Annotated in this window: 18 protein-coding genes; 8 read left to right on the plus strand and 10 right to left on the minus strand. The window is 72.3% G+C overall.

The genetic code is table 11. The features are described from left to right. The first annotated feature begins 15 nt into the window (after nt 1–15). From AC1DCT_RS07280 to AC1DCT_RS07290, 3 genes are read left to right on the plus strand one after another with little or no spacing between them, the layout of a single operon-like run. Nucleotides 16–2421, plus strand: coding sequence for a glycosyltransferase (locus AC1DCT_RS07280; RefSeq protein WP_477428285.1), 2406 nt, complete (start codon nt 16–18; stop codon nt 2419–2421). Then, nucleotides 2418–3644 carry a glycosyltransferase gene (locus AC1DCT_RS07285; RefSeq protein WP_477428287.1) on the plus strand — a complete coding sequence of 409 codons (1227 nt, stop codon included), beginning with the start codon at nt 2418–2420 and terminating at the stop codon, nt 3642–3644. The genes AC1DCT_RS07280 and AC1DCT_RS07285 overlap by 4 nt, the downstream gene beginning before the upstream one ends. Beyond that, entirely contained in the window at nt 3641–4903 is a 1263-nt protein-coding gene (locus AC1DCT_RS07290) for a glycosyltransferase family 39 protein (protein ID WP_477428289.1), read from the plus strand. The genes AC1DCT_RS07285 and AC1DCT_RS07290 overlap by 4 nt, the downstream gene beginning before the upstream one ends. 34 nt (nt 4904–4937) lie before the next feature. Here the strand turns inward: AC1DCT_RS07290 and AC1DCT_RS07295 are convergent, their stop codons facing one another. Then, a complete protein-coding gene (locus tag AC1DCT_RS07295) occupies nt 4938–6020 on the minus strand; it encodes a MauE/DoxX family redox-associated membrane protein (RefSeq protein ID WP_477428291.1) in 1083 nt (360 codons plus the stop codon). An 86-nt stretch (nt 6021–6106) separates the two neighbouring features. Further along, entirely contained in the window at nt 6107–6664 is a 558-nt protein-coding gene (locus tag AC1DCT_RS07300) for a hypothetical protein (protein WP_477428293.1), read from the minus strand. 133 nt (nt 6665–6797) lie between these two features. On the opposite strand from AC1DCT_RS07300, the gene AC1DCT_RS07305 reads away from it, so the two are divergent. Next, the gene (locus AC1DCT_RS07305) at nt 6798–8621 is read left to right on the plus strand and encodes an ABC transporter ATP-binding protein (RefSeq protein WP_477428295.1); all 1824 of its coding nucleotides are present in this window, start codon (nt 6798–6800) and stop codon (nt 8619–8621) included. A gap of 27 nt (nt 8622–8648) precedes the next feature. On the opposite strand, the gene AC1DCT_RS07310 is transcribed toward AC1DCT_RS07305, so the two are convergent. After that, nucleotides 8649–9998: a polysaccharide pyruvyl transferase family protein gene (locus tag AC1DCT_RS07310; RefSeq protein WP_477428297.1), complete on the minus strand. Its 1350-nt coding sequence runs from the start codon at nt 9996–9998 to the stop codon at nt 8649–8651. Between the two features lie 107 nt (nt 9999–10105). Between AC1DCT_RS07310 and AC1DCT_RS07315 the strand changes: the two genes are divergently transcribed. Continuing rightward, nucleotides 10106–11452 carry a glycosyltransferase gene (locus AC1DCT_RS07315; protein WP_477428298.1) on the plus strand — a complete coding sequence of 449 codons (1347 nt, stop codon included), beginning with the start codon at nt 10106–10108 and terminating at the stop codon, nt 11450–11452. 160 nt (nt 11453–11612) lie between these two features. On the opposite strand, the gene AC1DCT_RS07320 is transcribed toward AC1DCT_RS07315, so the two are convergent. After that, nucleotides 11613–12947: an HNH endonuclease gene (locus AC1DCT_RS07320; RefSeq protein WP_477428300.1), complete on the minus strand. Its 1335-nt coding sequence runs from the start codon at nt 12945–12947 to the stop codon at nt 11613–11615. Between the two features lie 317 nt (nt 12948–13264). On the opposite strand from AC1DCT_RS07320, the gene AC1DCT_RS07325 reads away from it, so the two are divergent. Beyond that, nucleotides 13265–14416: a glycosyltransferase family 4 protein gene (locus AC1DCT_RS07325; RefSeq protein WP_477428302.1), complete on the plus strand. Its 1152-nt coding sequence runs from the start codon at nt 13265–13267 to the stop codon at nt 14414–14416. A gap of 120 nt (nt 14417–14536) precedes the next feature. On the opposite strand, the gene AC1DCT_RS07330 is transcribed toward AC1DCT_RS07325, so the two are convergent. Beyond that, nucleotides 14537–15499: a glycosyltransferase family 2 protein gene (locus AC1DCT_RS07330; RefSeq protein WP_477428304.1), complete on the minus strand. Its 963-nt coding sequence runs from the start codon at nt 15497–15499 to the stop codon at nt 14537–14539. A gap of 255 nt (nt 15500–15754) precedes the next feature. Between AC1DCT_RS07330 and AC1DCT_RS07335 the strand changes: the two genes are divergently transcribed. After that, nucleotides 15755–17065, plus strand: a complete 1311-nt coding sequence (locus AC1DCT_RS07335; protein ID WP_477428306.1) for a glycosyltransferase family 4 protein — start codon at nt 15755–15757, stop codon at nt 17063–17065. Further along, nucleotides 17062–18123, plus strand: coding sequence for a glycosyltransferase family 4 protein (locus tag AC1DCT_RS07340; protein ID WP_477428308.1), 1062 nt, complete (start codon nt 17062–17064; stop codon nt 18121–18123). Before AC1DCT_RS07335 ends, AC1DCT_RS07340 begins: the two co-directional genes overlap by 4 nt. A 229-nt stretch (nt 18124–18352) precedes the next feature. On the opposite strand, the gene AC1DCT_RS07345 is transcribed toward AC1DCT_RS07340, so the two are convergent. From AC1DCT_RS07345 to AC1DCT_RS07365, 5 genes are all read right to left on the minus strand, one after another. Next, entirely contained in the window at nt 18353–19240 is an 888-nt protein-coding gene (locus AC1DCT_RS07345) for a glycosyltransferase family protein (RefSeq protein WP_477428309.1), read from the minus strand. Further along, nucleotides 19237–20469 (minus strand): glycosyltransferase family 4 protein, encoded by a 1233-nt coding sequence (locus AC1DCT_RS07350; protein ID WP_477428311.1) that lies wholly within the window; start codon nt 20467–20469, stop codon nt 19237–19239. The genes AC1DCT_RS07345 and AC1DCT_RS07350 overlap by 4 nt, the downstream gene beginning before the upstream one ends. Further along, nucleotides 20466–22268 carry a tyrosine-protein kinase domain-containing protein gene (locus AC1DCT_RS07355; RefSeq protein WP_477428313.1) on the minus strand — a complete coding sequence of 601 codons (1803 nt, stop codon included), beginning with the start codon at nt 22266–22268 and terminating at the stop codon, nt 20466–20468. Before AC1DCT_RS07355 ends, AC1DCT_RS07350 begins: the two co-directional genes overlap by 4 nt. 1 nt (nt 22269) lies before the next feature. Further along, nucleotides 22270–23718, minus strand: a complete 1449-nt coding sequence (locus tag AC1DCT_RS07360) for an O-antigen ligase family protein (RefSeq protein ID WP_477428315.1) — start codon at nt 23716–23718, stop codon at nt 22270–22272. 186 nt (nt 23719–23904) lie between these two features. After that, nucleotides 23905–25125 carry a glycosyltransferase gene (locus tag AC1DCT_RS07365; protein ID WP_477428316.1) on the minus strand — a complete coding sequence of 407 codons (1221 nt, stop codon included), beginning with the start codon at nt 25123–25125 and terminating at the stop codon, nt 23905–23907. Between the last annotated feature and the right edge of the window lie 69 nt (nt 25126–25194).

A 25194-nucleotide genomic window follows, 5' to 3' on the forward strand; every position in this document is an offset into this window, starting at 1 on the left:
GGGGATCAGACCGTGATGAGGATCGTGCAGATCGCACCGAGCGTCGCACCCGGCGCCGGCATCTCGGGTGTCGCGTGGGAGCTCGAACGCGCGTTCCGTGCCGCCGGGCACACCGTGGAATCCCTCACCACGCCGCAGCTGGTGAGGGTGCCGCCGCGCACCCAGCGCGCTGCCTGGCGCCGCCGACTGTCGATGGTCAGCGCCCAGTTCCGCCTCGTCGTGCGCGGCAGCGCCCGCGCTCGACGGTATCTCGCCGAACGGCCGGATGCGGTCGCGCTCTGCCACGGGATGGTGCTGGCCGGCGACGTGTTCGTGAACCACGTGATCACGATCGCGGCGGTCCGCGCCCGCGGGCGAGGGCTGTGGCGGGTGCTGCGCAATCCGATGGTCCCGTTCGCCCACGTCGTGGACCGGATCCGCTATCGCGGTCGCACGCACCGCGCGATCGTCGCACTCACCTCGGCCGAGGTCGCCGAGCTGGAGCGCTGCTACGGCGTGGTGGCTCCTCCGGTGCAGGTGATCCCCAACGGCGTGGATCTCGAACGGTTCCACCCTCCCACGACGGCCGAACGGGAGTCCGCGCGGGCCGCCCTCGGCCTCGACGACGAACATCGGGTCGCCCTGTTCGTCGGGCACGAGCTGCGCTGGAAGGGAGTGCCGCTCGCCATCGACGCCCTCGTGCACGCGCCGACCGTGATGCTGCTGGTGATCGGCGGCGACTCCGAGACGATCCCCCTGATGCTGCGCCGGGCGGAGCGGGCGGGAGTCGTCGACCGCGTGCACTTCGCCGGAGTGAAGACCGACCTGTCCGCGGTGTTCGCGGCGGCGGACATGTTCGTCTTCCCCACCCTCTACGAGCCCTACGGGATGGTGATCTCCGAGGCCCTGGCCTCAGGCCTGCCCGTGATCGCGACACGACAAGGGTGTGCCGTCGATCTGGTCGAGGACGGCGTGAACGGTTACCTCGTGGATCCGGATCCGAGGGACATCGCCACCCGGCTCGAGCAGGTCGCGGCCACCGATGTCGCCGCCTGGCGGGACGCATGCCGTCGCAGCGTCGAGCACCTCGGCTGGGACCGGATCGCAGCCCGCTACCTCGCGCTGCTGGCGTCCGTGCGCCCGGACGTGGGGGGATTCCCGGACGCGGCAGGACCGTCGTCGCCGGGCCCTACACCCGCCCCTACTCCCGCACCCGCACCCACACCCGAACCCGCCCCCACGCCCGCAAGACTGCATCTCCGTACCGAGACTGCAGAAAATTCACGCAGTCTCGGTACGGAGATGCAGTCTCGCGGTCAGGAGGTCACGGATCCGGATCCCGCCGACGACGGCACCGCCCGCCTCGAGCCTCTCGACATCGTGCACGCGGTCAGCTCGGATGGCTTCGCCGGCGTGGAGCGCTTCATCGTGCGGCTCGCCGGCGCCCAGTGCGCCGCCGGCGCACGGGTGCGCGTGATCGGCGGCGACCCTGCACGCATGTCGGCCGCGCTCGCCGGCACCGGTGTCGGGTTCATCCCCGCTCGCGGCAACCTCGGCGTGCGCCGCGCGCTGCGGGCTGTGCGCGCCGACGCCGACGTGGTGAACGTGCACATGACCGCGGCCGAGGCCGCCGCCGCGCTCGCGTTCGGGCGCCGCCGCCGGCCCGCGGTCGTGGCGACCCGGCATTTCGCACAGCCGCGGCGGCGCCATGCCACGGTGCACATGAACACGGTCGCCGCACGCGTCGTCGATGCGGAGATCGCGATCAGCCGGGCCGTGGCCGCCGAGATCGGCGTCGCCTCCACGGTCGTGCACTCGGGGCTGCGCCCGTCGGAGCCCGACGCATCGCCGCCGTCGCGGGAGCGGGTCGTGCTCGTCGCGCAGCGCCTCGAGGCGGAGAAGGCGACCGACGTGGCGATCGATGCGTTCGCGGCATCCGGCCTGGCCGCCGAGGGCTGGCAGCTGTGGATCGCCGGCGAGGGCGCCCGCCGCGAGGACCTCGAAGTCCAGGTCGCCCGGCTCGGCCTCACCGGCAACGCACGTTTCCTCGGATACCGGTCCGATGTCGCCGCACTGATGGCGCAGGCGGGGCTCTTGCTCGCGCCCTGTCCGCGCGAGGGCCTCGGGCTGACCGTCCTGGAGGCGATGCAGACGGGGCTCCCCGTGGTCGCCGCCGGGGCAGGCGGGCACCTCGATCTGCTCGAGGGGCTGGAGCCGCACGCGCTCTTCCCGCCGGGCGACACCGCGACAGCGGGAACGCGCCTGCGCCTGCTCGCCGCGGATCCGGAGGCACGGGAACGGCTTGCGACTGCCGCGCAGCAGCGCCAGCGCGCCGAGTTCTCGCTGGACGCGCAGGCCGCCGGAACGGATGCCGTGTATCGCGAGGCGATCGCCCGGCACGCCGGCACGCGCGGGGCGCGCGAGGGCGAGACCCGGCGATGAGCGATCTGGTCGTGCTCTCCCTGGAGCGCTGGGACGAGGTGTGGCGACGCAATCAGCACCTGGTCTCGGGCCTGCTGCAGCAGGATCCAGACCTCCGCGTGCTCTTCGTCGAGCCTCCGGACGACCCGCTGCATGCCCTGCGGCGAGGCGCCCGACCGCAGTTCGGGCAGGGCGTGCGTCCGATCGCCGAGCGGCTGCACGCGGTCCGCCCGGTGAAGTGGCTGCCGCGCCGGATCGACCCGGGCGCGGACGCGCGGATCGAGCGCGCGATCGTCGGCGCCGCGGCGCGGCTGGACATGATGGATCCGCTGTTGTGGGTCAACGACCCGCGCTTGGCCGGGCTCGCGCGGCGCACCGGGTGGCGGGCGCTCTATGACCTCACCGACGACTGGATGGCCGCCGACCGGCCCGCCGCCGAGATGCGCCGTATCGGCGAGGGCGAGGCGTGGCTGCTCGCCCACGCCGCCGCTGTGGTGGCCTGCTCCCCCGAGCTGGTGCGGCGCAAGAGCCCCCAGCGCCCCGACATCTCCCTGGTGCGCAACGGGGTCGACGTCGACGCCTACCGTGCCCCGCAGCCGCGCCCGGCGGACCTACCGTCCGGACCCGTCGCGCTCTACCTTGGCACCCTGCACCGCGACCGCCTCGACGTGGCACTGTGCGTGCAGACCGCTGTCGCGCTGAGCGCCGGCGACCGAGCCGGAGACCAGGGCAACGTCAGTACGAGCGTCGCGGGCAAGACCACTGTGAGCGCCGGCGACCAAGGCACCGCCGGCACGGTCGTACTCGTGGGCCCGAATGCGCTCGACGAGGCCGACACCGCCCGGCTCCGCGACGCCGGCGTGGTGGTGCTCGGCGCCCGCCCGCGCGAGGCGGTGATCGGCTATCTGCAGAACGCCGATGCGCTGCTGGTCCCGCACGTCGTGACCGCGTTCACCGAGAGCCTGGATCCGCTCAAGCTCTACGAGTACCAGGCCGTGGGGCGTCCGGTCGTGTCCACGCCGGTGGCGGGATTCCGGGATGCGGACGACCCGCTGATCCGGATCGCGGATGCCGAGGACTTCCCCGAGGCCGTGCGGCAGACACTGGCCGAGGCCGAAGGGCTGCCGCGGACGGCCGACGAATCGCCTGCGACACAGCCTGATCCGGATCCGGCCCTCTCCGCCGACTGGTCGCTGCGGGTCGCCGAGATGCAGGCCGTGCTGACCGCGGCCTCGGGGTCATGAGCGCCTCGCGCCAGGTCCCCGCCGCTCGGGACGAACGGCGGGTCGCACCGCAAAGGCTCGCGGGGAGCGCCGACGCGCAAGCCGTCGCCCTCACCGCCGCCCTGTGCGTCGCGACCGCGGCCCTCGGCACGATCGCCGCGTTCGCCGTGCCCGCGGGCCTGCCCTACGACGAGCCCGCGCACTGGGCGAACGCCGTCTCCGTCGCGGAGCACGGAACCCTCCCCGTACTCGGCGAACCGGGCGTGACCTACGAGGGGCAGCAGGCGCCGCTCTTCTATCTCGCCGCGGCCGGGATCATCCGCCTGCTCGGATCCGGCGAGACCGGCTTCCTCGGCGTGCGGCTGCTCGGCGTGCTGGGCGCGATCCTGCTCGCCTGGCTGGTCGCCCGGATCCTGCTCCGTACGATTCCCGGGCAGGCCGCGGCCGTCGTGAGCGGTACGGCGTTCGTGGCGCTGAACCCGATGCTGATCGTGATGTCGGCCTCGGTGCAGAACGACACCTGGTCGCTCGTGGCCGGGTTCGCGGCCGTCCTCGTCGCACTCGGCGGTCCCGGCGCGAGGCCCTGGCTGCGGGGGCTGATGATCGGTGCGCTCTGCGCGGTGGCGATCATGGTGAAGATCAGCATCGCCCCGCTGGTGATCGGACTGCTCCTCATGCTGCTCGCGCGCCGCCGCTGGCGCGAAGCCCTGGTGGCGTCGATCGTCGTCGTGGCGGGCTGCGCCTGGTGGGTGCTGCGCAATCTCGCGCTCTACGGCGATCTCACCGGTCAGGCCGGCGTGGACGCCGCCGGCTACCACTTCCAGTCCGGCACGACCTCGCCGTTCGCGCTCGCCCGCGAGGTGCTCACCTACCTGAGCCTGCCGAACGAGTACCTCCGCAACGTGTTCACGGCCCCCGGGTGGGTCGATGCGCTCGCCGTACTGGCGGGAGCGGTGCTCCTGGTCGGCGCGGTCGCTCTGCTCACCGTCGCCCGCGACCGCGTGCGACCGGTGCCCCTCGCGCTGCTCCTGGTCACCGGTGTCGCGAGCGTCGCCGCCTGGCTGCTGCAGGTCGGGCTGGGCTGGCACGTCGCGTTCCGCACCGCGTACGGCATGCTGCCCCTGGCCGCACTGGCGTTCGGATCCGCGACGATGTGGTTCCGCGGACGCCGCACGGGGTGGGCCCTGTGCGCGGTGCTCGTGCTGATGCTGCTGGTGCTGTGCGCGTGGACGGGCGTGCAGGTCGCCGCTGTCGGTGACCGTGTGATGCTGCGGCTCTGACCCGCACGCGATCCAGGACTGGTGCCGGCCGCCCTCACCCGGCTGCCGCGGAACCCGCGAACGGGTCCGTCGGCGGCCGCTGCCCGTGCAGGGCTTCGTACACGTCGCCGACGAAGGCCTCGACGGCGAGGTCGCCGGTGACCGGTCCGCCCGCGAGCAGGCCGTCGGCGCCGAGCAGCACGGCCGACGGCGTCGCCCATTCCTCGATCGAGCCCGCGACGTAGTCGCCGAGGTCGTGCAGCGACTGCGGCTCCTCGAGCTCGGCCCAGCGGCTCGATGTCGGTTCCACCAGCAGCAGTCGCACGTCGACCTCGGGCAGCAGAGCGCGGTAGTGCGCCCGCCGATCCCGGATCATCTCGCACGGTCCGCACATCGACGACAGCGCGAGCAGCAGGAGCGGCTTCTTCGTCGCGAGCGCACGCAGATTCACCTCGGTGCCGTCCGCGAACGTCACGGGCACCGCCGGCGTGCGGCGCCGCACGTACTCGACCTCGTCACCGCTCGCGGATCCCTCCAGTGCGTCCGGCTCGTCCGGCGAGCCATCGTGCGAAGCCGCCGCGGAACCACGCACCACCGGCACCCCGGGCGCCGCCGCAGGCACCCGGCGTTCGGGCGCCCGCCACAGCACGAGCGCAGTCGTGACCACGGTGATCGCCGCCGCGAGCAGCCAGGGCAGGTGCGCGATCCCTGCGGCCAGCGCGCCGCCCAGGAGCGGCGTGCTCGCGGCGCCGACCGTGGCGCCGGCGGCGAGCGCGGTCAGCCAGGCGTTGCGCACCACGGTCGCGCCGGTCACCGGGGCCGGAGCGCCGAAGCAGGTGCAGGATGCTCCCCCGCCAGAGGCCGCGCGCGCGACCAGCGCGGTGTAGCCGAGCATCAGCACCACGGCGACGATGCCGGCGACGGCGCCGACCCATCCGCCGAGCGCGGCCACGGCGATGCCGAGAGCACCTTCCGCCCACGGGTGCAGCCGCAGCAGCGCGGTGCGCCGCAACGCCGGGGGCACGCCGAGCGTTTCCCATTCGCGCAGGTCGCCGGGCGTGCGCAGCTTCGCCACGGCGCTGGCCAGGAGCACCCCGGCGAGCAGCAGCGGCAGCGTGACGGCGAACGGAACGGGCATGGTGCGATGCTATCCAGCGGGCGGCCAGTCCGGGATACGAGGAAGACCCCGCCGAAGCAGGGCCTTCGTCAGAGATTCACCGGGCATCACTGCGCCGTGATGTAGCCCTTCTCGGTGGAGTTGAAGGTCGAGCACGAGTTGCCGTTGATCGGCGGAGCCGACGGGATGGTCGCGTTCGCCACCATGGGCGCGCCGCCGTTGACCGTGTAGGTGATGCTCAGCGCGCCGTTCGAGCTGTTCGGCGCGTTCTGCGTCAGCAGGGCGGCGGTGTACGTCGTGTGCGGCGGCACCGTGAACGGGTTGCCCTGGCTCGAGCCGTTGCTGAGGTTCACCACGCGGATGCCGCCCAAGCTGTTGCCGTCCAGCGTCGCGGAGGTCACGTTGACGGTGATCGTCGCACCGGTCGGGTTCGCGATCACAAGCCGGAACGCATAACCCTTGTAGATGGAATTGGAGTTGCCCGGGAGCTTGCAGCCCGTGCCCGACAGCGTGATCGGACACGGATTCTCCGGATTGAAGTCGTTACAGGCGCTCGCGGCCACGATCGGCACGGTCGCGGCGACAGCCACGGCGGGCACGACCCAGGCCATGGCTTTGGTCACAGTGCGGCGGCTGATGCCGGCCGACTCGTCGTTCTCAGACATATGCGTTTCCCCAGTCGAATGCAAGACGTTATGCGACCCCAGATGACGGCATAACGCGGACAAGACCGATGTTAGCGTATGACCCAATATTCCGATACGGGATTTGCGATGATTTCGCGGGAGGACACGCGCAATGGCACGGGATGCAGCCCGCACGACCACGCCGCGGGCGCTGCTGCCGCAACTCGGCACCCTGCTCCGCGTCACGGGCGCCCGTCCGCGCCAGTGGATCCTGACCACGGTGGCCGCCTCGGTCGTGCTCGCACTGCTCGACATGGCGGGCGTCGCCGCGATGCTGCCCCTCATGAGCCTGATCACCACCGGGAAACCTCAGGGCTCCGTCCTGGAGTGGGTCGCCGCGACGGCGGGAAGCTCGGCGCTGTCCGTGCTGATCCCGCTCCTGGGCGGCTTCATCGCGCTCGTGTTCCTGATCAAGACCGCAGGGTCGCTGCTGTTCCGATGGTGGCTGCTGGGCCGCACGACGCGGATCACCGCGCTCGCCGCGACCGAGCTCATGAAGCGCTACGTGCAGGCGCCGTATGCGGCCCATCGCGCACGCACGCTCAGCGTCGTCTACCGCAACATCAACGACGCGACCAATCAGGCGGCGAGCGTGCTCATGGCCGTGGTCACGATGTGCTCGGACGTGCTCGTGCTGGTCGCGATCATGGCCGTGCTCGCCCTCGCCGCACCCGGTGCCACGCTGTTCACCATCGTGCTGTTCGGCGGCATCGTCGGCGGGGTGCAGTTCGCCCTGCGCCGGCGCCAGCTGCGCATCGGCGAGACGATCGCGCAGTCGGGCCTGGAGGCCTGGCAGGCGCTCATGCCCGGACTCGAGGGCTTCCGCGAGACCCGGCTGAGCTCGCGGGGCTCGGCCTTCGTCCGAGACTTCCGCGAGTCCCGGCTGCGCAGCGCCCGCGCCGGTCGCGAGCTGAGCTTCATGAGCGACGTGCCGCGCCACATCCTCGAGATCGCGTTCATCATCGCGATCGTGGGCATCTCGGTCCTCATGTTCGCGGTCGGATCCGCCGCTCAGGTGATCCCGGTGCTGGGACTGTTCGCGACGGCCGCGCTGCGCGCCCTGCCGACCCTGACCAGAGTCTCGGCGAACCTCGCGACGAGCCGGGTCGGCGGCGTGGGACTGAACATCATGGTCGATGCGCTGGCCGAGCTGGATCCGACCGAGCTGTACGACGAACAGCCGCGCAGCGATGAGCCGTATCGCGGCGACATCGTGCTCGACGACGTCACATTCCGGTACCCGGACTCGGATGCGACGGTGCTGAACGGGCTCTCGCTCACCATCGGGGAGAACCGCACGGTCGCGTTCACCGGCGGCAGCGGTGCCGGCAAGACCACCGTGGTCGACCTGATCCTCGGGCTGTTCTCGCCCACGTCCGGCGTCGTGCGCTGCGGCGGTCGTTCCATCTCCGACGACCTGGCCACGTGGTACTCGGAGATCGGCGTCGTGCCTCAGGACGTGTACCTGCTCAGCGGGACGATCGCGCGCAACGTCGCCTTCGGCGTGGAAGCCGCCGACATCGACCGGGATCGCGTGCTCACCGCTCTCGCTCAGGCGCAGCTCAGTGACCTCGTGACGGATCTGCCGGACGGCATCGACACCATCGTCGGAGAGCGCGGCACCCGCCTCTCCGGAGGTCAGCGCCAGCGCGTCGGCCTGGCGCGCGCCCTGTACCTGCGCCCGCGGGTGCTCGTGCTCGACGAGGCGACCAGCGCGCTCGACAATGCCACCGAGCACGAGATCGCGCAGACGCTGCAGTCCTTGCAGGGCACCATGACCATCGTCATCGTCGCGCACCGGCTCTCGACGGTCCGGAGCGTCGATCACCTGGTGCACCTGCGCGACGGCGGCATCGCCGCACAGGGCACGTTCGACGAGGTGCGGGAGCAGGATCCCGAGTTCGCACGCCTCGTGCAGCTCGGCCGGCTGGAGTGACTCGACTCCGAGCCTGAGCGCCTCCGATCAGCGCGGAGTGGCGGTGGGCTCCGGCCCTTCCTGCACGAACTGCCGCTGCGCGAGCGCGCGTACGTGCGGCAGCCGCGCCTCGATCCGCTCGCGCAGCGTCGTGTCGGCGAACAGGTCGGCGAGCGCTCGTCCGACCTCGCCGCCGATGCCCGGCACGGGGTCGAGGGCGTACCGCTCCAGATCGAACATCCGCGCCAGGCCGTCGACCTTGCCGCGCGTGCGCAGCACGGCGACCGGGGTGCCCTGCGTCAGAGCGAGGATCGACAGGTGCATACGGCCGGTGACGACCGCCGCCGCGCGCGCCGTGAGCCAGCGCACCTCGGCGGGGCGCAGCGCCCGCTCCACCAGCAGCACTCTGTCCGGCCGAGCGGCCGCCTCCCCCGCGCGCCGGCACACCGCCAGGTCGTCGTCGCCGTCGCGCAGGCAGTGCGGGAGCAGCACCACGCGCATGCCATCCGCCGTCAGCCGATCGATGAGCGCGACGAACTCGGGCACGAGGTCCGTCCTGCGTTCGATGAGGCCGCTGAGATTGACGATGACGACCGGATCCGGAAGCCGCGTCACCCAGGCCGCGAGGTCCGCCGGCTCCCGCTCGCCGTCGGCCGTGAACACAAGGTCGGCGGACTCGAGCGCTGGGATCCCCGCACGGTCCAGACGCTCGGCCGAGATCGGATCGCGCACGAACAGCCGCGCCTTGCACGCTGCTCGTGCCAGCGCTCGGGATGCGGCGGCGTCGACGTGCTCGCCCCAGCTGAAGCCCAGCACGCGAGCGCCGGCGCCGAGCCGCCGCGCCAGCCGGAGCATCTCGGCGCGGGTCACCGCCTCCGCGCGGTTGTATCCGCCGTCCATGATGTCGGCGCCGATCACGGCGAACGACCGCGCCACCCGAAGCTCGTCGGCGAGCGCACGGACCTCGCCCCAGCGTCCGCGCAGGGTGCCGCCGCTGAGCAGCGGCGCGCTCAGCACCCGTACCCGGGCTTGGTCCTCATCGGGGACGATGTAGGCGCCGGCGTCGCGCATCACGGCCAGGACCTCGCCCGGAGTGTTCACGAGATACGCCTCGAACATCGCCTGATCCCCGATGTTGCCGCCGCCCGCCGGGAGCATTACCGCGTCCAGCTCACCGGGAGCGGGACGCGGACCGGGGCGGGAGCCGCTGCGCCGGAGGTGTGCCAGGACCCGCGTTCGCTCCACGGCATGCGCCAGGCGCAGTCCGGTGTCGGAGAGAAGCGCCCGCCTGGCGCGCGCGTACAGACCGCGCCTGAGCTGCGTTGCGCGCTTCACGCGCGCGGCGGTGGGCGGCTGCACGCGGGCGTCGGTGGGCGCCGACTCGCCAGCCTTCGTCATCGGCATGGGTCCTCCGCCGCGATGCTATTGCCTGTGACCGCGCGATGATATACCTGGGTCGTGGTTCACCCGACCCCGTCGTCACGCGGCGGATCCGGCCCCCGGGCATGAGGATCGTCAGCTTCTCCCTCGTCGTGCCCTACCCGGGCATTCCGCATGCGGGCGGCGAGTACTACCGCCGCCATCTCGGAGTTCTGAACGCCCTCGGCCACGAGGTCACCGTCGTCGCCCCCGACACCGAGCTCAATCGGATCGGCCTCGCGCGTACGCCGGATCCCGACCGCGTGATCCTGGTCGCGGGTGACGACTCCCCCGGGATGAAGGTCCTCGATCATCTCGCGGCGATCGTGGTGCCGCACTGGCTCGCGCCCAGCCGCCGCAGGGCGCTGCGGCGCAGCCCCGTCGTGCGCGAGGCGCTGCGACGGGCGGAGTTCGTGGAGGCGCAGTGGGAGGAGACGGCGTTCCTGCTGCGCGGTGCGGCAAGGTCTCGACCGACCGCGCTGGTCGCCCACGATGTGTCGCTGCAGCGCGAACTGAGATGGCTGCGGTCCGCCCGTGCGCAGAGCGCCACCAGGAAGGTCGTGTGGCGGTCGTGGCGTGCGCTCGTGGTCGCTGTCACGCAGCCGGCGTCGTTCCGCAGTGCCGATGTCGTGATCGTGCTGAGCGACAAGGACGCCCGCCAGGTGCGTGGGGCCGGCCGCCATCCCCGCGTGGTCGCGATCGACCCGCCGCTGTGGGATCCGGCCGAGCATCCGGTCCCCTCCGTCGGCGGATCGGCTGCATCGCCTGGTGGAGAGGCCGCATCGCCTGGTGGATCGGCCGTGCCGCTTGTCGGATCGGCCGCACCGGGCAGCGACTCGGCCCCGCTGCTTGGCGGATCGTCCACGCCGAGCGGCGGAGCGACCGTGCCGCGTGGCGGACCTGCGGTGTTCGTCGCGGCGTTCGACCGGCGCGAGAACGTGGAGGCGGCCGTCTGGCTGCTGGACGAGGTGTGGCCCTCCGTGCGCGCAGTGCTGCCCGAGGCCGCGCTGTCGCTCGTCGGCGTCCATCCCCCGGAGTCGCTGTACGCCCGCGCCGCGCTGACCTCGGGAGTGACCGTCACGGGCTATGTGGACGACCTCGACGAGGTGTACCGCACAGCCTCGGCTGCGCTCGTCCCGCTGCATTCGGGAGCGGGCGTGAAGTTCAAGACGGTCGACGCACTGCTGCGCGGCCTCCCGGTGGTCACCACCAGGGTCGGCGCGGAAGGGATCACGAACGACGACGGCCGATTCCCGTTCCCCGTGACCGACGATCCGCGCGAGTTCGCCGCAGCAGTGGTCGCCGTGCTCGGAGCCTCGTCAGCACAGGATCCCGCGCTGACCGAATGGGCACGCTCGAAATACGGCGCGGACCGCTACGCGCGCCAGTTGGCCGAGCTGATCGCTGGGCTGGGCGCGCGCTCCCCGCACTGAGCTCACTCTGCGGCGAAGACGCGGTCCTCCGGGCACACGTCTCCTCTCCCCAGCCCGCATCGAGCGAGCGCAGCGGGCGCCCGAGCCGTCGTCACCTCGGGTCGTTGAGCGAGGAGCGCGCAGCGCGACCCAGACGACACGCGCGCGCTCTCGCGGCGGCTCACGCGATGAGTTCGGTGCGGGCGCGTCCTCCGAGGCGGGGTGGTCCGCCGATGCCGGTTGGGGGCAGGAACCAGACGTTGGCTCGGGTTCCGGTGCCGTCGATGCGGATGGTCCAGTGGTTGTCGTGGATGAGGTGGTGGCAGGTCTCGCACAGCAGTACACCGTTGTTCATGTCGGTGGTGCCGTGGTCGCGTTTCCACCACTTCAGGTGGTGGGCTTTGGTCATTCCGGGTGGGAGTCCGCAGAATGCGCAGCCGCCGTCGCGTTCCCGGAGAGCGAGTTTCTGGGCTTCGGTGAACAGCCGTTTCTTGCGGCCCCAGTGCAGGATCTCCCCGTCTCGTCCGCAGAGCCAGTCCTGCACGATGCCGCTGCCGGCGATGCGGCGGACGGTGTGGATGCTGATGGGCTGGTCGAGCCCGTCGATGAGGCCGTATCCGGTGCTGTTCGCGAGGTCGGTGGCGTCCACACGGACGATCACCGTCGCCCCGTTCAGGCTCTTGTTCCGCAGACAGGTCAACGCGTGCTCGGCGAAGTGCGCGAGCGCGTCGGCCTGGATCTGTCCGACGGTGCGCCGGTCCGCGTCCCCGAGGGCCGGGTCGCGATCGCGGCGGGCGGCGAACTGCGCGGACACGTACCCTTCGATCGCGGTCTTCACGGACGCTGCTCGTTCCGGGTCCAGGACCGCGTTCAGGTGCAGCATCCCGTCCCGCTCGAACATGCTCAGCGATGCCCGCGCCCGCAACTCGTCTTCGCGGGGTGCGACACCGTCCGGATCCAGATACGCCTCCAACCGGGTCATCGCCCGGCGGATCTCGTCCAGCGATAGGCCCGGTGTGAGACCGACCAGAGCGGTCTCAGCCTCGGCTGCCCTCGCGCGCCCGACTTTCACGATCATCCGGTCGAGGAACGTCACGAGCATGCCCGCTGCGGCGGCACCGATCCGCCCCGCAGCCAGTGCTTCCCGGATGGCGGGGAACTTCGCCGGCAGCGCCTCCCCGAGCAGGTTCGCGCGCGGCGCCGTGGCTTCCCCGACCTTAACCAGCCGGGCCGCATCCCCGGTCGAGGTCCCCGTGGTCGTGGCGATCAACTGCGCCGAGTTCCGATACCCCTGCTGCTTCGCCAGACTGTCCGGCCCGAGCTCTCGCCGCGACTCCCGGGCGATGCCCGCCGCGACCTCGGCATGCACCGCGTCCGCGGTTCGTTTCACCAGCCCGATCGCATCGTTCACGGCCACCAGCTGCGCCCGTGACAGGTCCATACCGGAGGCGGCGTCACCCCACGCATCTACCAGAAGCCGAGTGGCTTCCAAGAGCGGATCAAGGGTGCTGGTCATGCCCCGATCCTACCAAGAATCGAAGCTATGTTCTAGACTTTCCCACAACCAATTCCCGCTCCTGACCTGCGAATTCCCTGGAAGAAGAAGAAGAAGGTCAAGCTTCGATAGTCGGGGCGTCGCGCATGGGGTCGGTCGAACGAAGGCGAGCGATCCACAGACACCCCGCACCATCGCCCGCGATCGACCCCTCGTGCTCAGTGGATCCATCACCCGACACAACCCGCGCGGCCCGCCGCAACCTCCGACCGCCAGTCCGCATCCCGTCACCGCGCCACCTCAACGGGCTCCCCCACCGGCCGCTCTAAGCTGACCCCATGGGCGAGCGCCGCGTCATCCACGCCATCACGCCGGGCGACCATTTCTCCCCTCGCACCGGATCCGCGGTTCCGACCGTGGTGCATCTGCTCGCCGATGCTGCCGTGCGCGCGGGAGACGCCCGGCACGGCGTGATCCTGGACCGCACCACCATGTCCCCTCGCTACGAGGGCGTCGACCTGATCGAGTACGACCGCGCGCCCGGTGTGACGCGCAGCGGTCAGTACCTCGATGCGGCGGTGGGGCGCCTCGGCCTGATGCGGCCGCGGGTCGCGCGGTGGTTCGCCCCGCTCGCGGATGCGGTGCGCGGATTGCCCGCGGCCGATGTGCTCGCGCACAACGCGCCGATCCTGCCCCGGCTGCTCCGCGGCAGCGGGCACCGGGTGTCGATCTATGCGCACAACCAGCTGTTCCGCACGTATGGGCGCCGCGAGGCGGACCGCATCGTCGGAGAGGCCGCAGCGGTCATCTGCGTGAGTGAGGCGCTGGCCGACGAGACCAGGGGCCTGCTTCCGCGTGCGCAGCGATCGAAGGTGGCGGTCGTGGAGAACCCGGTCGACACCTTCCGGTTCACCCCGCCCGAGCCGCGGTCCGCCGACCTCCGCCCGGTCCGTGTGCTGTATGTCGGGCGGATGATCCCCTCGAAGGGCCCCGCCGTGCTGGCCAGGGCGGCACAGGCGTTCGGGCCGGACGAGGCCGAGTTCGTGTTCGTGGGCAGTCACGAGTTCGATCCGAACGCGCCTGCCACCGCGTACGAACGGGAGGTGCGCGAGCTCGCCAGGGCGAGTCGCGCCACCGCGACCTTCCTGCCGTTCGCCGACCGGGATGCGCTCCCCGCCCTCTACCGCGACGCCGACGTGCTCGTGGTGCCCTCGGTGTGGGCCGAACCCAGCGGGCTGATCCTCGGCGAGGGCATGGCGAGCGGCCTGCCGATCGTCGCCTCCCGCACCGGCGGCATCCCGAGCGTGGTCGGCGACGTCGCCGTGCTCGTGCCGCCGAACGACCCCGACGCCCTGGCCGCCGCCCTTCGCGACCTCATCGCGGATCCCGCGGAGAGGATCCGGCGCGGCGAGGCCGGCTTGCGCCGGGCAAGACAGCGGGATCCTGAGTGGGCGTGGACGCAGCTGCGCGCACTGCTCGATCGGCTCTGATCCCGTGCCGCAGCCCAGCGGCTCAGCGGCGCTGAACGGGATCAGTGCCCGCAGGAGCCCATCGCTGCCAGCGACCAGGCAGCGCTGATCCGTTCAGCGGCCCCGCGGCTGTGATCCCACTCAGCGACTCCAGCGCCGCAGCGGGCGCACCAGGGCAAGGTGCGCAAGGGCGTCCAGCTGGCACCGGAACGCGTCGCCCACACGTCGTGCGCGCAGTGCGCGGCGCGCGGCCGCCGACTTGATCCGGAACTTGTGCCGCTGCATGCCTCGCCATGCAACCCGCAGCGCCTGCCGATCGGCGGCGGAGTTGTCGGCGGAGAAGTATGTACGCGCCCACACCGCCCGGCTCTCGCGCACGTTCAGCGCAGCGTTGCCTGAGGCGTTTGCGCCGTGGCGGCGATATCCGACCAGGATCTCGTCGAGGGGCACGATCGGACCACGCCGGGACAGGCGGACCAATGCGTCCCAGTCGTCGGCGACCCGGTACGACGGGTCGAATCCGCCGATCGCGTCGACCGCCTTGCGGCGCAGCAGGATCCCGCTCGGCGGGTAGAGGTGGTTGGCGAGGAACAGCTCGGGCAGCGTGGCATCCACGTCGGGCGCGAGCGGCACCACTCGCCCTCCGCGCACCGCCTGGCGGTCCCGCATGAAGCGGGCGAACTCCCCTTCTCCGAGCGGGGCGGAGTCGGCGTCGATCCAGTCCGCGACCGCATACGCGCCGACTGCGTCGGGTCGCCGGGCGAGCACGCGCAGCAGCCGCTCATACAGGTCGGGAGCCACGAGGTCGTCGTGATCCATGAAGACCACGTAGGCGACGTCGGCACCGAGCAGCGCGAGACCGGCGTTGCGGGTGCGGGCGATGCCCTCGTTGCTCTTCTGCACGAGCGTCAGTCGCGGATCGTGGAGCATCGGGCGGACGATCTCGGCGCCGTCGTCGGAGGATCCGTCGTCGAGCACGACGACCTGCAGCGCGGTATGGGTCTGCGTCAGCACCGACCGCAGCGTCTCGGTGATGTGGCGGGCGCCGTTGTAGAGCGGGATGATGACCCCGATCGTCGCCTCGCCGTCTCGCCCTGCGGTCACGTGCGCTCCTGTGTCGGTCGCCCACGACTCGGATGTGCCACCTCGACTCGATGATAGCCAGCGCGATCCACGGGTGCGCGTTCGGCCATGGGGGCCGGCGGGATCCGCGCGATGTTCGTCCGATGGCGGCAGCCTGCGGGATCCGCGCGCGGCCGTCTGCGTATGGGCGAGCCGGATCCGCGCGGACCTCCCGCAGTGCGGGACGAGCCGGATCCCGCGCGGGCATACTGGAACCGCACACGGACAGGAGGCGAGATGGCGCGAGCCCGAGCCCCGCGCGGATCGGTCGGTCGCCGGGCGACGCACGCCCCGGCGGCATCCGCGCCGCCGGTGCAGGGCGCCGTCCTCTGGCTGAGCGTCGAGGTGCCCGACCTGTTCGGACAGGGCGGGCAGCGCCGGCAGTACCACCAGATCGCCGCCCTGCGCGAGCTCGGCCGCCGGATCGTCGTGGTCAGCCCCGCCGGGCCTCAGGACGACTCCTCGATCGCGGCGCTCACCGAGGTCGTCCGGCCACGGCTGCACCTCAAGGGGAAGGCCGTGCCAGGCGCGGCCCGACGACTCGCGCGCCTCGTGCGCAGTCCCCGCTGGGAGGCGATCGTCCTGTCGCACCAGGACTCGGTCTGGCTGCTACCGGAGGGCGTCGGCGCCCCTGTGCTGCTCGACGTGCACAACGCGATGAGCGCCTGGCTCCTCTCCCGCGGCCTCCCCGAGCAGGCCGCCCAGCATCGGCGGCTGGAGGAGCGGGCGATCGCGCGCGCGGACGGCGTGAGCACATGCTCCGACACGGAGCGGATCCGGCTGATCGAGCAGCACCCGGACGCGGCGTCCCGCACCTTCACCGCTCCCCTCGGCATCGACCCCGAGGAGTGGCCCGAGCGGGAGTACTCCCGCAGCGCTCCGCTGGTCGCGCTCTTCGGGGGCTGGGGATGGGAGCCGAACCGGCGCGGCCTGGACTGGTTCCTCGGCGAGGTCTGGCCGCGGCTCGCCGCGCTGGCTCCCGATGCGCAGTGCCGGATCGCCGGCACCGGGCTCGACGCCGCGGTGGCCCTGCCCTCGGGCGTGGAGTTCGTCGGAAAGGTGCCGAGCCTCGTCGACTTCACGGCGGAGGCGACGGTCGTCGCGGTGCCCGTGATCGACGGCGTCGGCGCGGCCATGAAGTTCGCCGAGGCGCTGGCCACGGGCGCGGCCGTGATCGCGACCCCCGATGCCGCCAGCGCCTTCCCCAGCTCGCTCGCGCAGGTCTCGGCGGATCCGGAGGCATGGGCGGGGTGGATCGCGGAGCGTCTCGCGCGCCGGGACGCGGACCCCACGCCTGCCCCTGAGCGGGCGCAGGTGCTCGCGGAACGGACCTGGGCGGAATGCGTCGCCCCGATCGAGGACTGGCTGCGGACGCACGCCCGGGCGGTGCGCGGCGAGGAGCCCGGCGCAGTGCCCGGCTCCGCCTCGGCTTCCACCCCGGACGGCAGATCGGTCAGCCCGGCGCCCGGCGCGCAGCCCGGCGAGGAGCCCGGCTTTGTCGCTGGTCACGGAACCGTCGCGCCGACTGCCGAGCAGGAGACGGCATGACGCGCCCGCGGCTGTCCTTGGCGACCATCGCGACAGAGGTTCCGATGGGCGCTCAGGCCTACCAGCAGCAGATCGGCGAGCGCGCGCCGGCGGCGCTGGCGCAGGCCTCACCCGAGCCGTGGACAGTTCGCCCCCTGGTGTTCCGCTCGCTGCGCTCGCCGCTCGCCGGCAACCGTCGCCTTCCGCTCGGTCGCGTGGCGCAGGCGTCGGAGGCCGCGCGCGCTGCGCTGGGCCGCGCGCTGTACGCCGGCGACACCGTGTCGCACCGGATGGCGCTGGAGCTGCCGCCCTCCCCGCATGCCGACGTGATCACCCTGCACGACGTGGTGTCCTGGCGCTTCCCCGACGAATCGGCGCCCGTCGCCGCGGCCGCAGCCGAGGCGCGGCGGGCCGCCGCTGTGATCTGCGTGTCGGCGTTCACCGCCTCCGAGGCCGTGGACTTCCTCGGCGTGACGGATCCGCACGTCGTCCCGAACGGAGTGGATCCGCGTTACTTCGACGCCGCGCCCCTGTCCGCCGAGGCGCGTGCGGCTCTCGGCCTCGACCGGCCGTACGTGCTGCACGCGGGCGGCGCGGCACGACGCAAGAACCTCGAGGCGCTGGCCGCCGCCTGGCCGCGGATCCATCGCGAACGCCCCGACCTGCTACTGGCGCTCGCCGGTCCGCCGCACCCCCGCCGCACCGAGCTGTTCTCCGGCATGCCAGGGGTGCGCCTGCTCGGACGTCTGCCGGACGAGCTCATGCCGGGCCTCGTCGCCGCAGCCCGGACCGTGGTCGTGCCCTCGCTCTACGAGGGTTTCGGGTTGCCCGTGCTCGAGGCGATGGCGGCGCGCGTGCCCGTGGTCGCGGCGAACACGAGCAGCCTGCCCGAGGTGGCCGGCGGAGCGGCCCTGATCGTCGAGCCCACCGCCGACTGCGTGGCCGACGGGGTGCTGGCAGCGACCTCGGGCGACCCCGCCGTCGACGGGCTGATCGCGGCCGGCCGCGCCCGCGCCGCGGAGTTCACCTGGGAGCGCTCCGCACAGGGGCACGCGAAAGTCTGGGCTGCCCTGCGGTGATCTGAGCGCGGTGACAGCGCGCTCCAGCCGGATCCGCCTGAGAGTTCTCCCGCTCCGCCCTGCCCTGCCCCCGCCCTGCCCCGCTCACTGGTCGCGAATTGCGGCTCTGCCGCCCGAATACCCGCAATCTGCGACCAGCGAACGCCGGCGAGGGCACACCAGCCAGCGAACGCCGGCGAGGGCACACCAGCCAGGGACCGCCGCACCCCGAAGCGGTCCGCCTGCAGCGTCAGCGCCGCAGCAGTCCCGCCGGATACCGTGGCAGCGGGCCCAGCACCGCGGGAAGACGCCGCAGCGCCGCCTCCAGCCCGTCGCACAGCTCCGCCACCCGGCCCGCGTCCGCACGGCTCGCGCGGCGCACCACGTCGTCGGGGGTGCGCACGTCGTCGAAGTGCGCGAAGCGGCTGCGCCCGGGGGTGACCGCGGCCTCGTAGTCGCGGAACTTGAAGTCGCCGCCGATGAGGGCGGGCTCGCGCGTCGTCCATACCGCCGGGATGCCGTACGCATCCGCCGTGACAAGCCCGTGCAGCGACGTCGTCAGCACCGCGCCCGCCGAGGCGATCTCCCGCACGACGGGGGGCGCGGCGCGGTGCACGTTGACGGCGCGCACGCCGTCCAGCCCGGCCAGCGCGCGGAACTCCTCATCGCCGCGATGGTGTCCGTGCGCGACGAGCGCGACGCGTCCATCGGATCCGGGACGCCGCAGGTGACGCGCGACCAGCAATCCCGGATCCCCGTACGCGACCTCGCCGGATCCGATCCGCTCCGCGGTGAGCGGACCGCGCACGGCGAGCACTCGAGCATCGGGAAGCGGTCGCTCGGCGTCGTCGATCGATCCGGATCCCCAGATCGCGCCGTCGAAGTCGGCGGGCAGGAACTGGATGAGGCTGCCGACGCCGACGAGCCGCGCCCGGTCGGGTTCGCGATGCTGCGGCACGATGCCGTACCGCGGCAGCAGCAACGGCGTCAGCGCGTCGCCGAAGTTCGGATGACCGTCCCACCAGAACGCCGGCACGACCACACCATGGGCACCGACGGCCGGCGCGGCTCCCGCCAGTCGGCGCGCCTGTCGCAGGCGACGCCGCAGCGGGCCCTCGTACCGCCACACCTCGGTCACCCCACGGCCTCCGCCTGCGCGTAGACCTGCAGATACCGCTCGACCACGCGCTCCCACGTGAACTCGGCGACGCGCTCTGAGCCCGCCGTCGCCAGCCTCTCGCGCAGGGGCGGATCCGCCAACACGCGCGCGATCGCCGCCGCGAGCGCGTCCACGTCCTCCGGATCGACGAGGATGCCGTCCCCTCCGTCGCGCACGAACTCCCCCGCGCCGCCGCGGTTCGTCATCACCAGGGCGGTCGCCGCCCGCCACGCCTCGAGCGCGGCGATGCCGAACGCCTCGGAACGGCTCGGCACCACGAGCGCCTCGGATCCGGCCAGCACGGTCGCGACCTGGGCAGGCGAGCACCAGCCGAGGAAGTCGACGACGCCCTCGAGCCCGCGCGCGGCGACCTGCTCCTGCAGTGCCGCCCGTTCGGGACCGTCGCCGGCGATCACCAGCCGCGCCTCCGCACCGGCCGGGCCCGCCGCACCTTTCGGATCCGCCTCAAGTGCCGGATCCACCTCCAATGCCGCCCCCTCCCCGTCCCGCACGCGCGCGAACGCATCGAGGAGGAGATCGAAGCCCTTCATCCGGCCGAGCCGTCCGACCGCGGCGAGGTACGGACCGCGCGGGAGCCGGTCGCGGATCCCGTCGTCCTGCGGCACGTCGAGCGCGACCCCGTTCGGGACGACCACCCCGCCGTTCAGCCCGAACCTGGCGCGCAGGTCGCGCAGCACGTACTCCGAGGGTGCGGTGACCGCCGCAGCTCGGGCAAGCGCGTCGCGAAGGCCGCGCCGCAGCAGCGCGGACTGGGCGAACACGTTGTCGTCATCGCCTGTGGTCTCGCCATGCGAGGTGACGACCAGCGGGGTGCCGAACCGGCGATGCAAGGCGAGCGCGTACAGGCCGTTCGGGCCGAAGCAATGCACGTGCAGCTCGTCGGGCCGGAACCGGCGGTGCGCACGCGTCCACTGCGACCAGGCGCCGGGCGCGCGCCAGGCGAACCGGGCGAGCGAGGCCGCGTGCCGGGCCGGCAGTGGCGTCGGCAGATACCGCACCGCGAACCCGTCAGCGTGGGCGGGCTCCACCCCGGCGTCGCCGACACGGGCGCCGCGGTCGACGGTCCACACCTCGACCAGGACGCCCTGCGCGGTCAGCGCCCGGGCGACCTCGGCGACGTGCGTCTCGACGCCGCCGACGTGCGGCGCGTACGACGAGGTGATCAGTGCGACGCGCCGCGTGCTCACGACCGTCCGCGCTGGCGGCGCGGTCCGCCGGTGGCGTCGTCGGCGATGAAGTCGCCGAGCAGGGAGTCGAAGTCGCTGACCTCCGGATCCGCGGAGTCGTCCGATTCCTCACGCCCCTCGGCGGGTGCGGCAGCGGCCGTGGCGGCGCGAGCCGCGGATCGTGCGGACGCCGAGGCCCTGCGCGGTTTCGCGATGGGGGTCGCCGTCGTCTCGGGGTCCTCCGGCAGCGGCCCCGCGGCGGATTCCGCCGCGTCCTGGTTCGCCGGCACGATCGGCATCGGCAGGTGGACGGGCGCGGAGGAGATCCCTGTGCGCTTCGGTCCAGCCGGGGTGGCGTCCTCCGGCTCCGCACCACCCGACTTCGCACCGGACTTCGCCCCACCGGATTTGGTACTGCCCGACTTCGGCGCGGGCTCCACCTTCTCCCGGTAGTCGTAGGCGTAGCCCGCCTGCCGTCCGGTCACGGGCACGCGGTTCATCACCACGCCGAGCACGCGACCGCGCGCCTTCTCGAGCGTGTTCAGCGCCTTGTCCACCACCTCGTACGTGGTCTTGCCCGCCGCCACCACGATGAGGGCTCCGTCGGCCTGATTCGTGAGCACGGCGCCGTCGGTGACGGCGAGCACGGGGGGTGCGTCGATGATGACGGTCGCGTGCTTGGTGAGGTCCTTCACGAGCTGGCGCATGCGCTCGGATCCGAGCACCTCGCTCGGGTTCGGCGGGATCGTGCCGGCCGTCAGCACCGCCAGGTTGGGGAAGTCGGGCGCGGTCTGCGCCACGTCGGTGAGCTTGGCCCTGCCCGCGAGCACGTCGGTGAGCCCGGCTCCGGCGACGAGGCCGAGCGTCGAGGCGACCGTCGGGCGGCGCAGATCGCCGTCCACGAGCACCACATTCGTGCCGGCCGCCGCCAGTGTCATCGCGAGATTCGCCGCGACCGTCGACTTGCCCTCCCCGGGCAGCGCGCTCGTCACCACGATCGTGCGCGGCGGGTGGTCCACATCCATGAACTGCAGGTTGGTGCGCAGCGCGCGCAGCGACTCACGCACCGCGAAATCCGTACGCGAGTCGGCGCGCGTCTCGTCCTCGGCGACGATCCGGCGTTCGGCGGCCACGGCGTCGACCTTCGGGATGGTGCCGACGACGGGCACCCCCAGACGCTGCTCCACGTCGTCCGTGCCGCGCACCCGGCGATCCGAGATGGCGCGGATCATCGCGAACGCGATCCCTCCGCCGAGTCCCAGCAGCCCACCGACCAGCAGCGCCGTGGGAACGCTCGGGAAGATCGGCGCCTCCGGCAGCGCCGCGGTCTGGGCGACGTAGATCATGACCGGCGAGGTGCCGGGCTTGCGATCGATGCCGTCCGTGTCATCGATCACCGAGATGAGCCCCTGCATCCAGGCGTCGGCGAGCTCCTGCGCGGCCTTCGGCGACGACGCCGTGGCAGCGACGTTGATGATGTTGGTGTTCTCCGGGTTGGTCACCGTGATGCGCTTCACGAGCGCTTCCGGGCTGTCGGAGAGGTGGAGCGTGGCCGCCGCGTTCACGCCGACGTTGCGCCAGCCGGCCATCACCAGGTAGGTCGGCACCTTGGCACGCCCGTAGGTGTCGCCCGACTGCGCGAGCTGCTGCTCCGGGTCCGTCGGCGTCGTCCGGCTCTTCACCAGCCCGCTCACGGAGGCCTCATACACCGGTGTCTGGATCTTGACCCACCCGTAGGCTGCGCCGAGGCCGACGACGGTCATCAGGATGATCGCGATCCAGTTGCGCCGCAGCGCCCGGAGATAGTCGCGGATGTCCATGTCAGCCCTTCGGGGTGGAGGAGTAAGCACGATCATACAAACGGGGGTCCCGCGGGCTGCGGGCCTCGGTACGACGTTCGGCGGCACGGCGTTCCGCCGAAGTCTGCCTCGCGTCCTTCGGGGGCGCCCAGTACTGTCCCTCGCCCTTCGAGATCGCGAGCGCCTGGGCTCCCAGGCAGATCCCCGCGACCAGGAACGGGACGGACACCTGGGCGGCGACCCAGAACAGATCGAACTGTGCCGCCGTGATGCGCAGCACGACCGCGCCCAGCGCGATGGCGCCGTAGCGGGGGGCCGTCCGCCACAGCACGATGATGAAGCCGAGCCACATGATCCCGAACCCGAGGAGCCCGACCACGCCGGCCGAGGCGGCGACCTCGAGCTCGGCCTGCGGCGGCTGGAAGTGCGCCCACGGATGCACGTACCAGTACCGCAGGCCGTGGCCGAAGATCGGCGACAGCTTCCACAGCGCGTACACCTCGCGCATCCAGTCCAGCCGGGCGTAGGCCGAGTTGAACTGATTGCCCGATGCGAACTGCTCGATCACGCTCTGCACGATGAGCAGCACCGCCGGGATGGCGAGCAGTGTGATGAAGACCGCATGCCCGGCCGCGCCGCGGCGGATGATCAGGACGAACAGGGCGGCGAGCAGTCCCGCGACCGCCTGCCGCGACTGCGTGAGCAGCAGCGCCGCACCGAAGACGAACACGAGCGGCACGGTCCAGCGGCGGGTGAGCCCGAGCCAGTCCGGTCTCGCGTACGCCAGGAAGACGCCGAGCGCGAGGGCGCCGCCCGCGGCGTTCTTGTGCATCGCCCATGGCCAGAGCGGATAGACGGCATCGAACAGTTGGCCCTGCACGGCGTTGATCGCGGCCGTGAGGTAGGTGCCGGCGGCGATCAGCACCAGCATGCCCAGCAGCAGGATCACCGACAGCCAGGCGTATCCCGCACGCCCCAGCCCCCAGCCCAGCACGAGGGCCGCGGAGATCAGCAGCCACGCGTGGAACCACTCCACCGTGTTCTGCGGGAACGGGTTCACGATCACCGTGAAGACCGTGCTGAACTGATAGATCGCGTTCAGCCACAGCATCGCCCGCATCGGCGGGCTGAAGTCCCGGCTGCCCAGCAGCACGACAGCCCCGAAACCCGCCGCGATCGCCGCATCCGACACCGTCAGATCCGCCCCGCCGACCGCGAGCCGCTCGGTGACGAACGCGACCGGCGCGGCCATCAGCGCGATGGCGAGCGGCGTCGACCACGTGAGCACGGCGCCGACGACGAGCGCCGCGAGTGCCGCGGCCGTCAGCACGGATCCGGTGGTCGCGTGCTCCAGCAACAGATAGGCCGCGATCACCACGCCGACGGCGATGACCACCCAGCGCCAGGTGGCTGCCCATGCTCCGGGGAGGGCGTCACGAAGGCGCGATACGACCTTCGCGCCTGTCCCCATGACCCGCACCTCCGTAGCCGCACATTATCCCACGCACACCCCGCCGGCCCCAGGCCTGCGGACCCTGAAGCTCCTGAAGAGACCTCCCCCGAAGCAGGCCCCCCGGTGCGCGACATCGATCCGGCATGCCGACGGGCGCCGGGCTCGCGACGAGAAGAGCCCGGCCGCACATTGCTATCTGTGCGTCTACACGGTTATCTGTGCGTCTACACGCGCCCGCTCGCCCCGGCGCACGCCCAGCGCGTCCACCAGCTCCCGCATCCGCGCCTCGCCCGCGACCGGCGAGAACTCCGCGAACCAGCGCTCGAACAGCGGCCCCCGGTGCGGAGAGATCGCCCCCGTCACCACGTCGGCGATGCGGTCGGCCAGCGCCGCGGCGTCGCCGGCGGGCACGACCTGCGCAGCGCCGCCGACCACCTCGGGCAGCGCGCCCGCATCGCTGACGATCAGCGGAACCCTGGCCGCCATCGCCTCGGCAGCGACCAACCCGAACGACTCCGGGACCACCGACGGCACCACGAGCAGGTCGATCGTGTCGAAGAAGTCGGCCGCGTCGACCCAGCCTGCGCGATGCGTGAGTCGGGCGACCGCTCCGAGCGCGTCCTCCATCACCACGAGGTCCTCCTCGCGCACGGCTTCCGGCTCCCCCGCGAGCACGAGCCGGAACCGGTCCGGCATGCGCTCCTCGAGCAGGGCTACGGCGTCGGCGAGCACATGCACGCCCTTCTCCAGTCCGAGTTGCCCGAGGAAGCCGATGCGGATCCGTCCGTTCGTGTCGGGATCCGGCTTCGCCCGGCGGATCCGATCCGTCCAGTTCGGCAGCACGCGCGCGTCGGGCACGGCCTCCAGCATCGCCCGCGACGGCACGAGGGTCGCGACGGCGCCGCGACGGGCCAGCGGCGACAGGATCCACCGGATGCCGGTCGGCTCCTGATGCAGGTGCACCAGCCGTCTGGCGCGACGGACTGTGGCCAGCGACGGCACCAGGCCGTTGCACCAGAGCAGGCCGTCGGGACGCTCGCGGTCCCATCGGCGCAGCGCCCACATCCACAGGTACCGGTTGCGGGCGGCGAGCCCGATCACGGGCAGCCTCCGGCGCACGGCCTCGTCCAGCAGGGGCGACGGCGCGGGCACCACCACGGTGACATCGACGCCGAGCTCGCGCAGCGCATCGGCCATGCGCAGCAGCATGACCTCCGCCCCGCCGAGGTCGCCGCTGTCCGCGGCGAGGAAGACCCGCTCGAAGCGGGCCGGATCCCGGCGCACAGCCCAGCTCGCGCCTTCGGCGAGCGCCCAGGTGTCGGCGGGCTCGAGCAGCGGCGTGAGGATCGCGCGGCCGCGCTCCTCGACCGGCTCGTCGATCCCCGGTGTTCCGACCGTGTGAAGCGGTCGTGCAGCGTCACTCATCGGTGCCTCCCCAAGTGGCACAGAAGATGCCTCCCACAGGCACCGCAGCCTCGGGTGGGCTGCACTCCG

It is taken from the genome of Microbacterium sp. 10L49 (assembly GCF_056395125.1).

Coding starts and splice junctions, on each gene's coding strand:
- AC1DCT_RS07280 (WP_477428285.1), top strand. CDS start 16: ATGAGGATCGTGCAGATCGCACCGAGCGTCGCACCCGGCGCCGGCATC.
- AC1DCT_RS07285 (WP_477428287.1), top strand. CDS start 2,418: ATGAGCGATCTGGTCGTGCTCTCCCTGGAGCGCTGGGACGAGGTGTGG.
- AC1DCT_RS07290 (WP_477428289.1), top strand. CDS start 3,641: ATGAGCGCCTCGCGCCAGGTCCCCGCCGCTCGGGACGAACGGCGGGTC.
- AC1DCT_RS07295 (WP_477428291.1), bottom strand. CDS start 6,020: ATGCCCGTTCCGTTCGCCGTCACGCTGCCGCTGCTGCTCGCCGGGGTG.
- AC1DCT_RS07300 (WP_477428293.1), bottom strand. CDS start 6,664: ATGTCTGAGAACGACGAGTCGGCCGGCATCAGCCGCCGCACTGTGACC.
- AC1DCT_RS07305 (WP_477428295.1), top strand. CDS start 6,798: ATGGCACGGGATGCAGCCCGCACGACCACGCCGCGGGCGCTGCTGCCG.
- AC1DCT_RS07310 (WP_477428297.1), bottom strand. CDS start 9,998: ATGACGAAGGCTGGCGAGTCGGCGCCCACCGACGCCCGCGTGCAGCCG.
- AC1DCT_RS07315 (WP_477428298.1), top strand. CDS start 10,106: ATGAGGATCGTCAGCTTCTCCCTCGTCGTGCCCTACCCGGGCATTCCG.
- AC1DCT_RS07320 (WP_477428300.1), bottom strand. CDS start 12,947: ATGACCAGCACCCTTGATCCGCTCTTGGAAGCCACTCGGCTTCTGGTA.
- AC1DCT_RS07325 (WP_477428302.1), top strand. CDS start 13,265: ATGGGCGAGCGCCGCGTCATCCACGCCATCACGCCGGGCGACCATTTC.
- AC1DCT_RS07335 (WP_477428306.1), top strand. CDS start 15,755: ATGGCGCGAGCCCGAGCCCCGCGCGGATCGGTCGGTCGCCGGGCGACG.
- AC1DCT_RS07340 (WP_477428308.1), top strand. CDS start 17,062: ATGACGCGCCCGCGGCTGTCCTTGGCGACCATCGCGACAGAGGTTCCG.
- AC1DCT_RS07355 (WP_477428313.1), bottom strand. CDS start 22,268: ATGGACATCCGCGACTATCTCCGGGCGCTGCGGCGCAACTGGATCGCG.
- AC1DCT_RS07360 (WP_477428315.1), bottom strand. CDS start 23,718: ATGGGGACAGGCGCGAAGGTCGTATCGCGCCTTCGTGACGCCCTCCCC.
- AC1DCT_RS07365 (WP_477428316.1), bottom strand. CDS start 25,125: ATGAGTGACGCTGCACGACCGCTTCACACGGTCGGAACACCGGGGATC.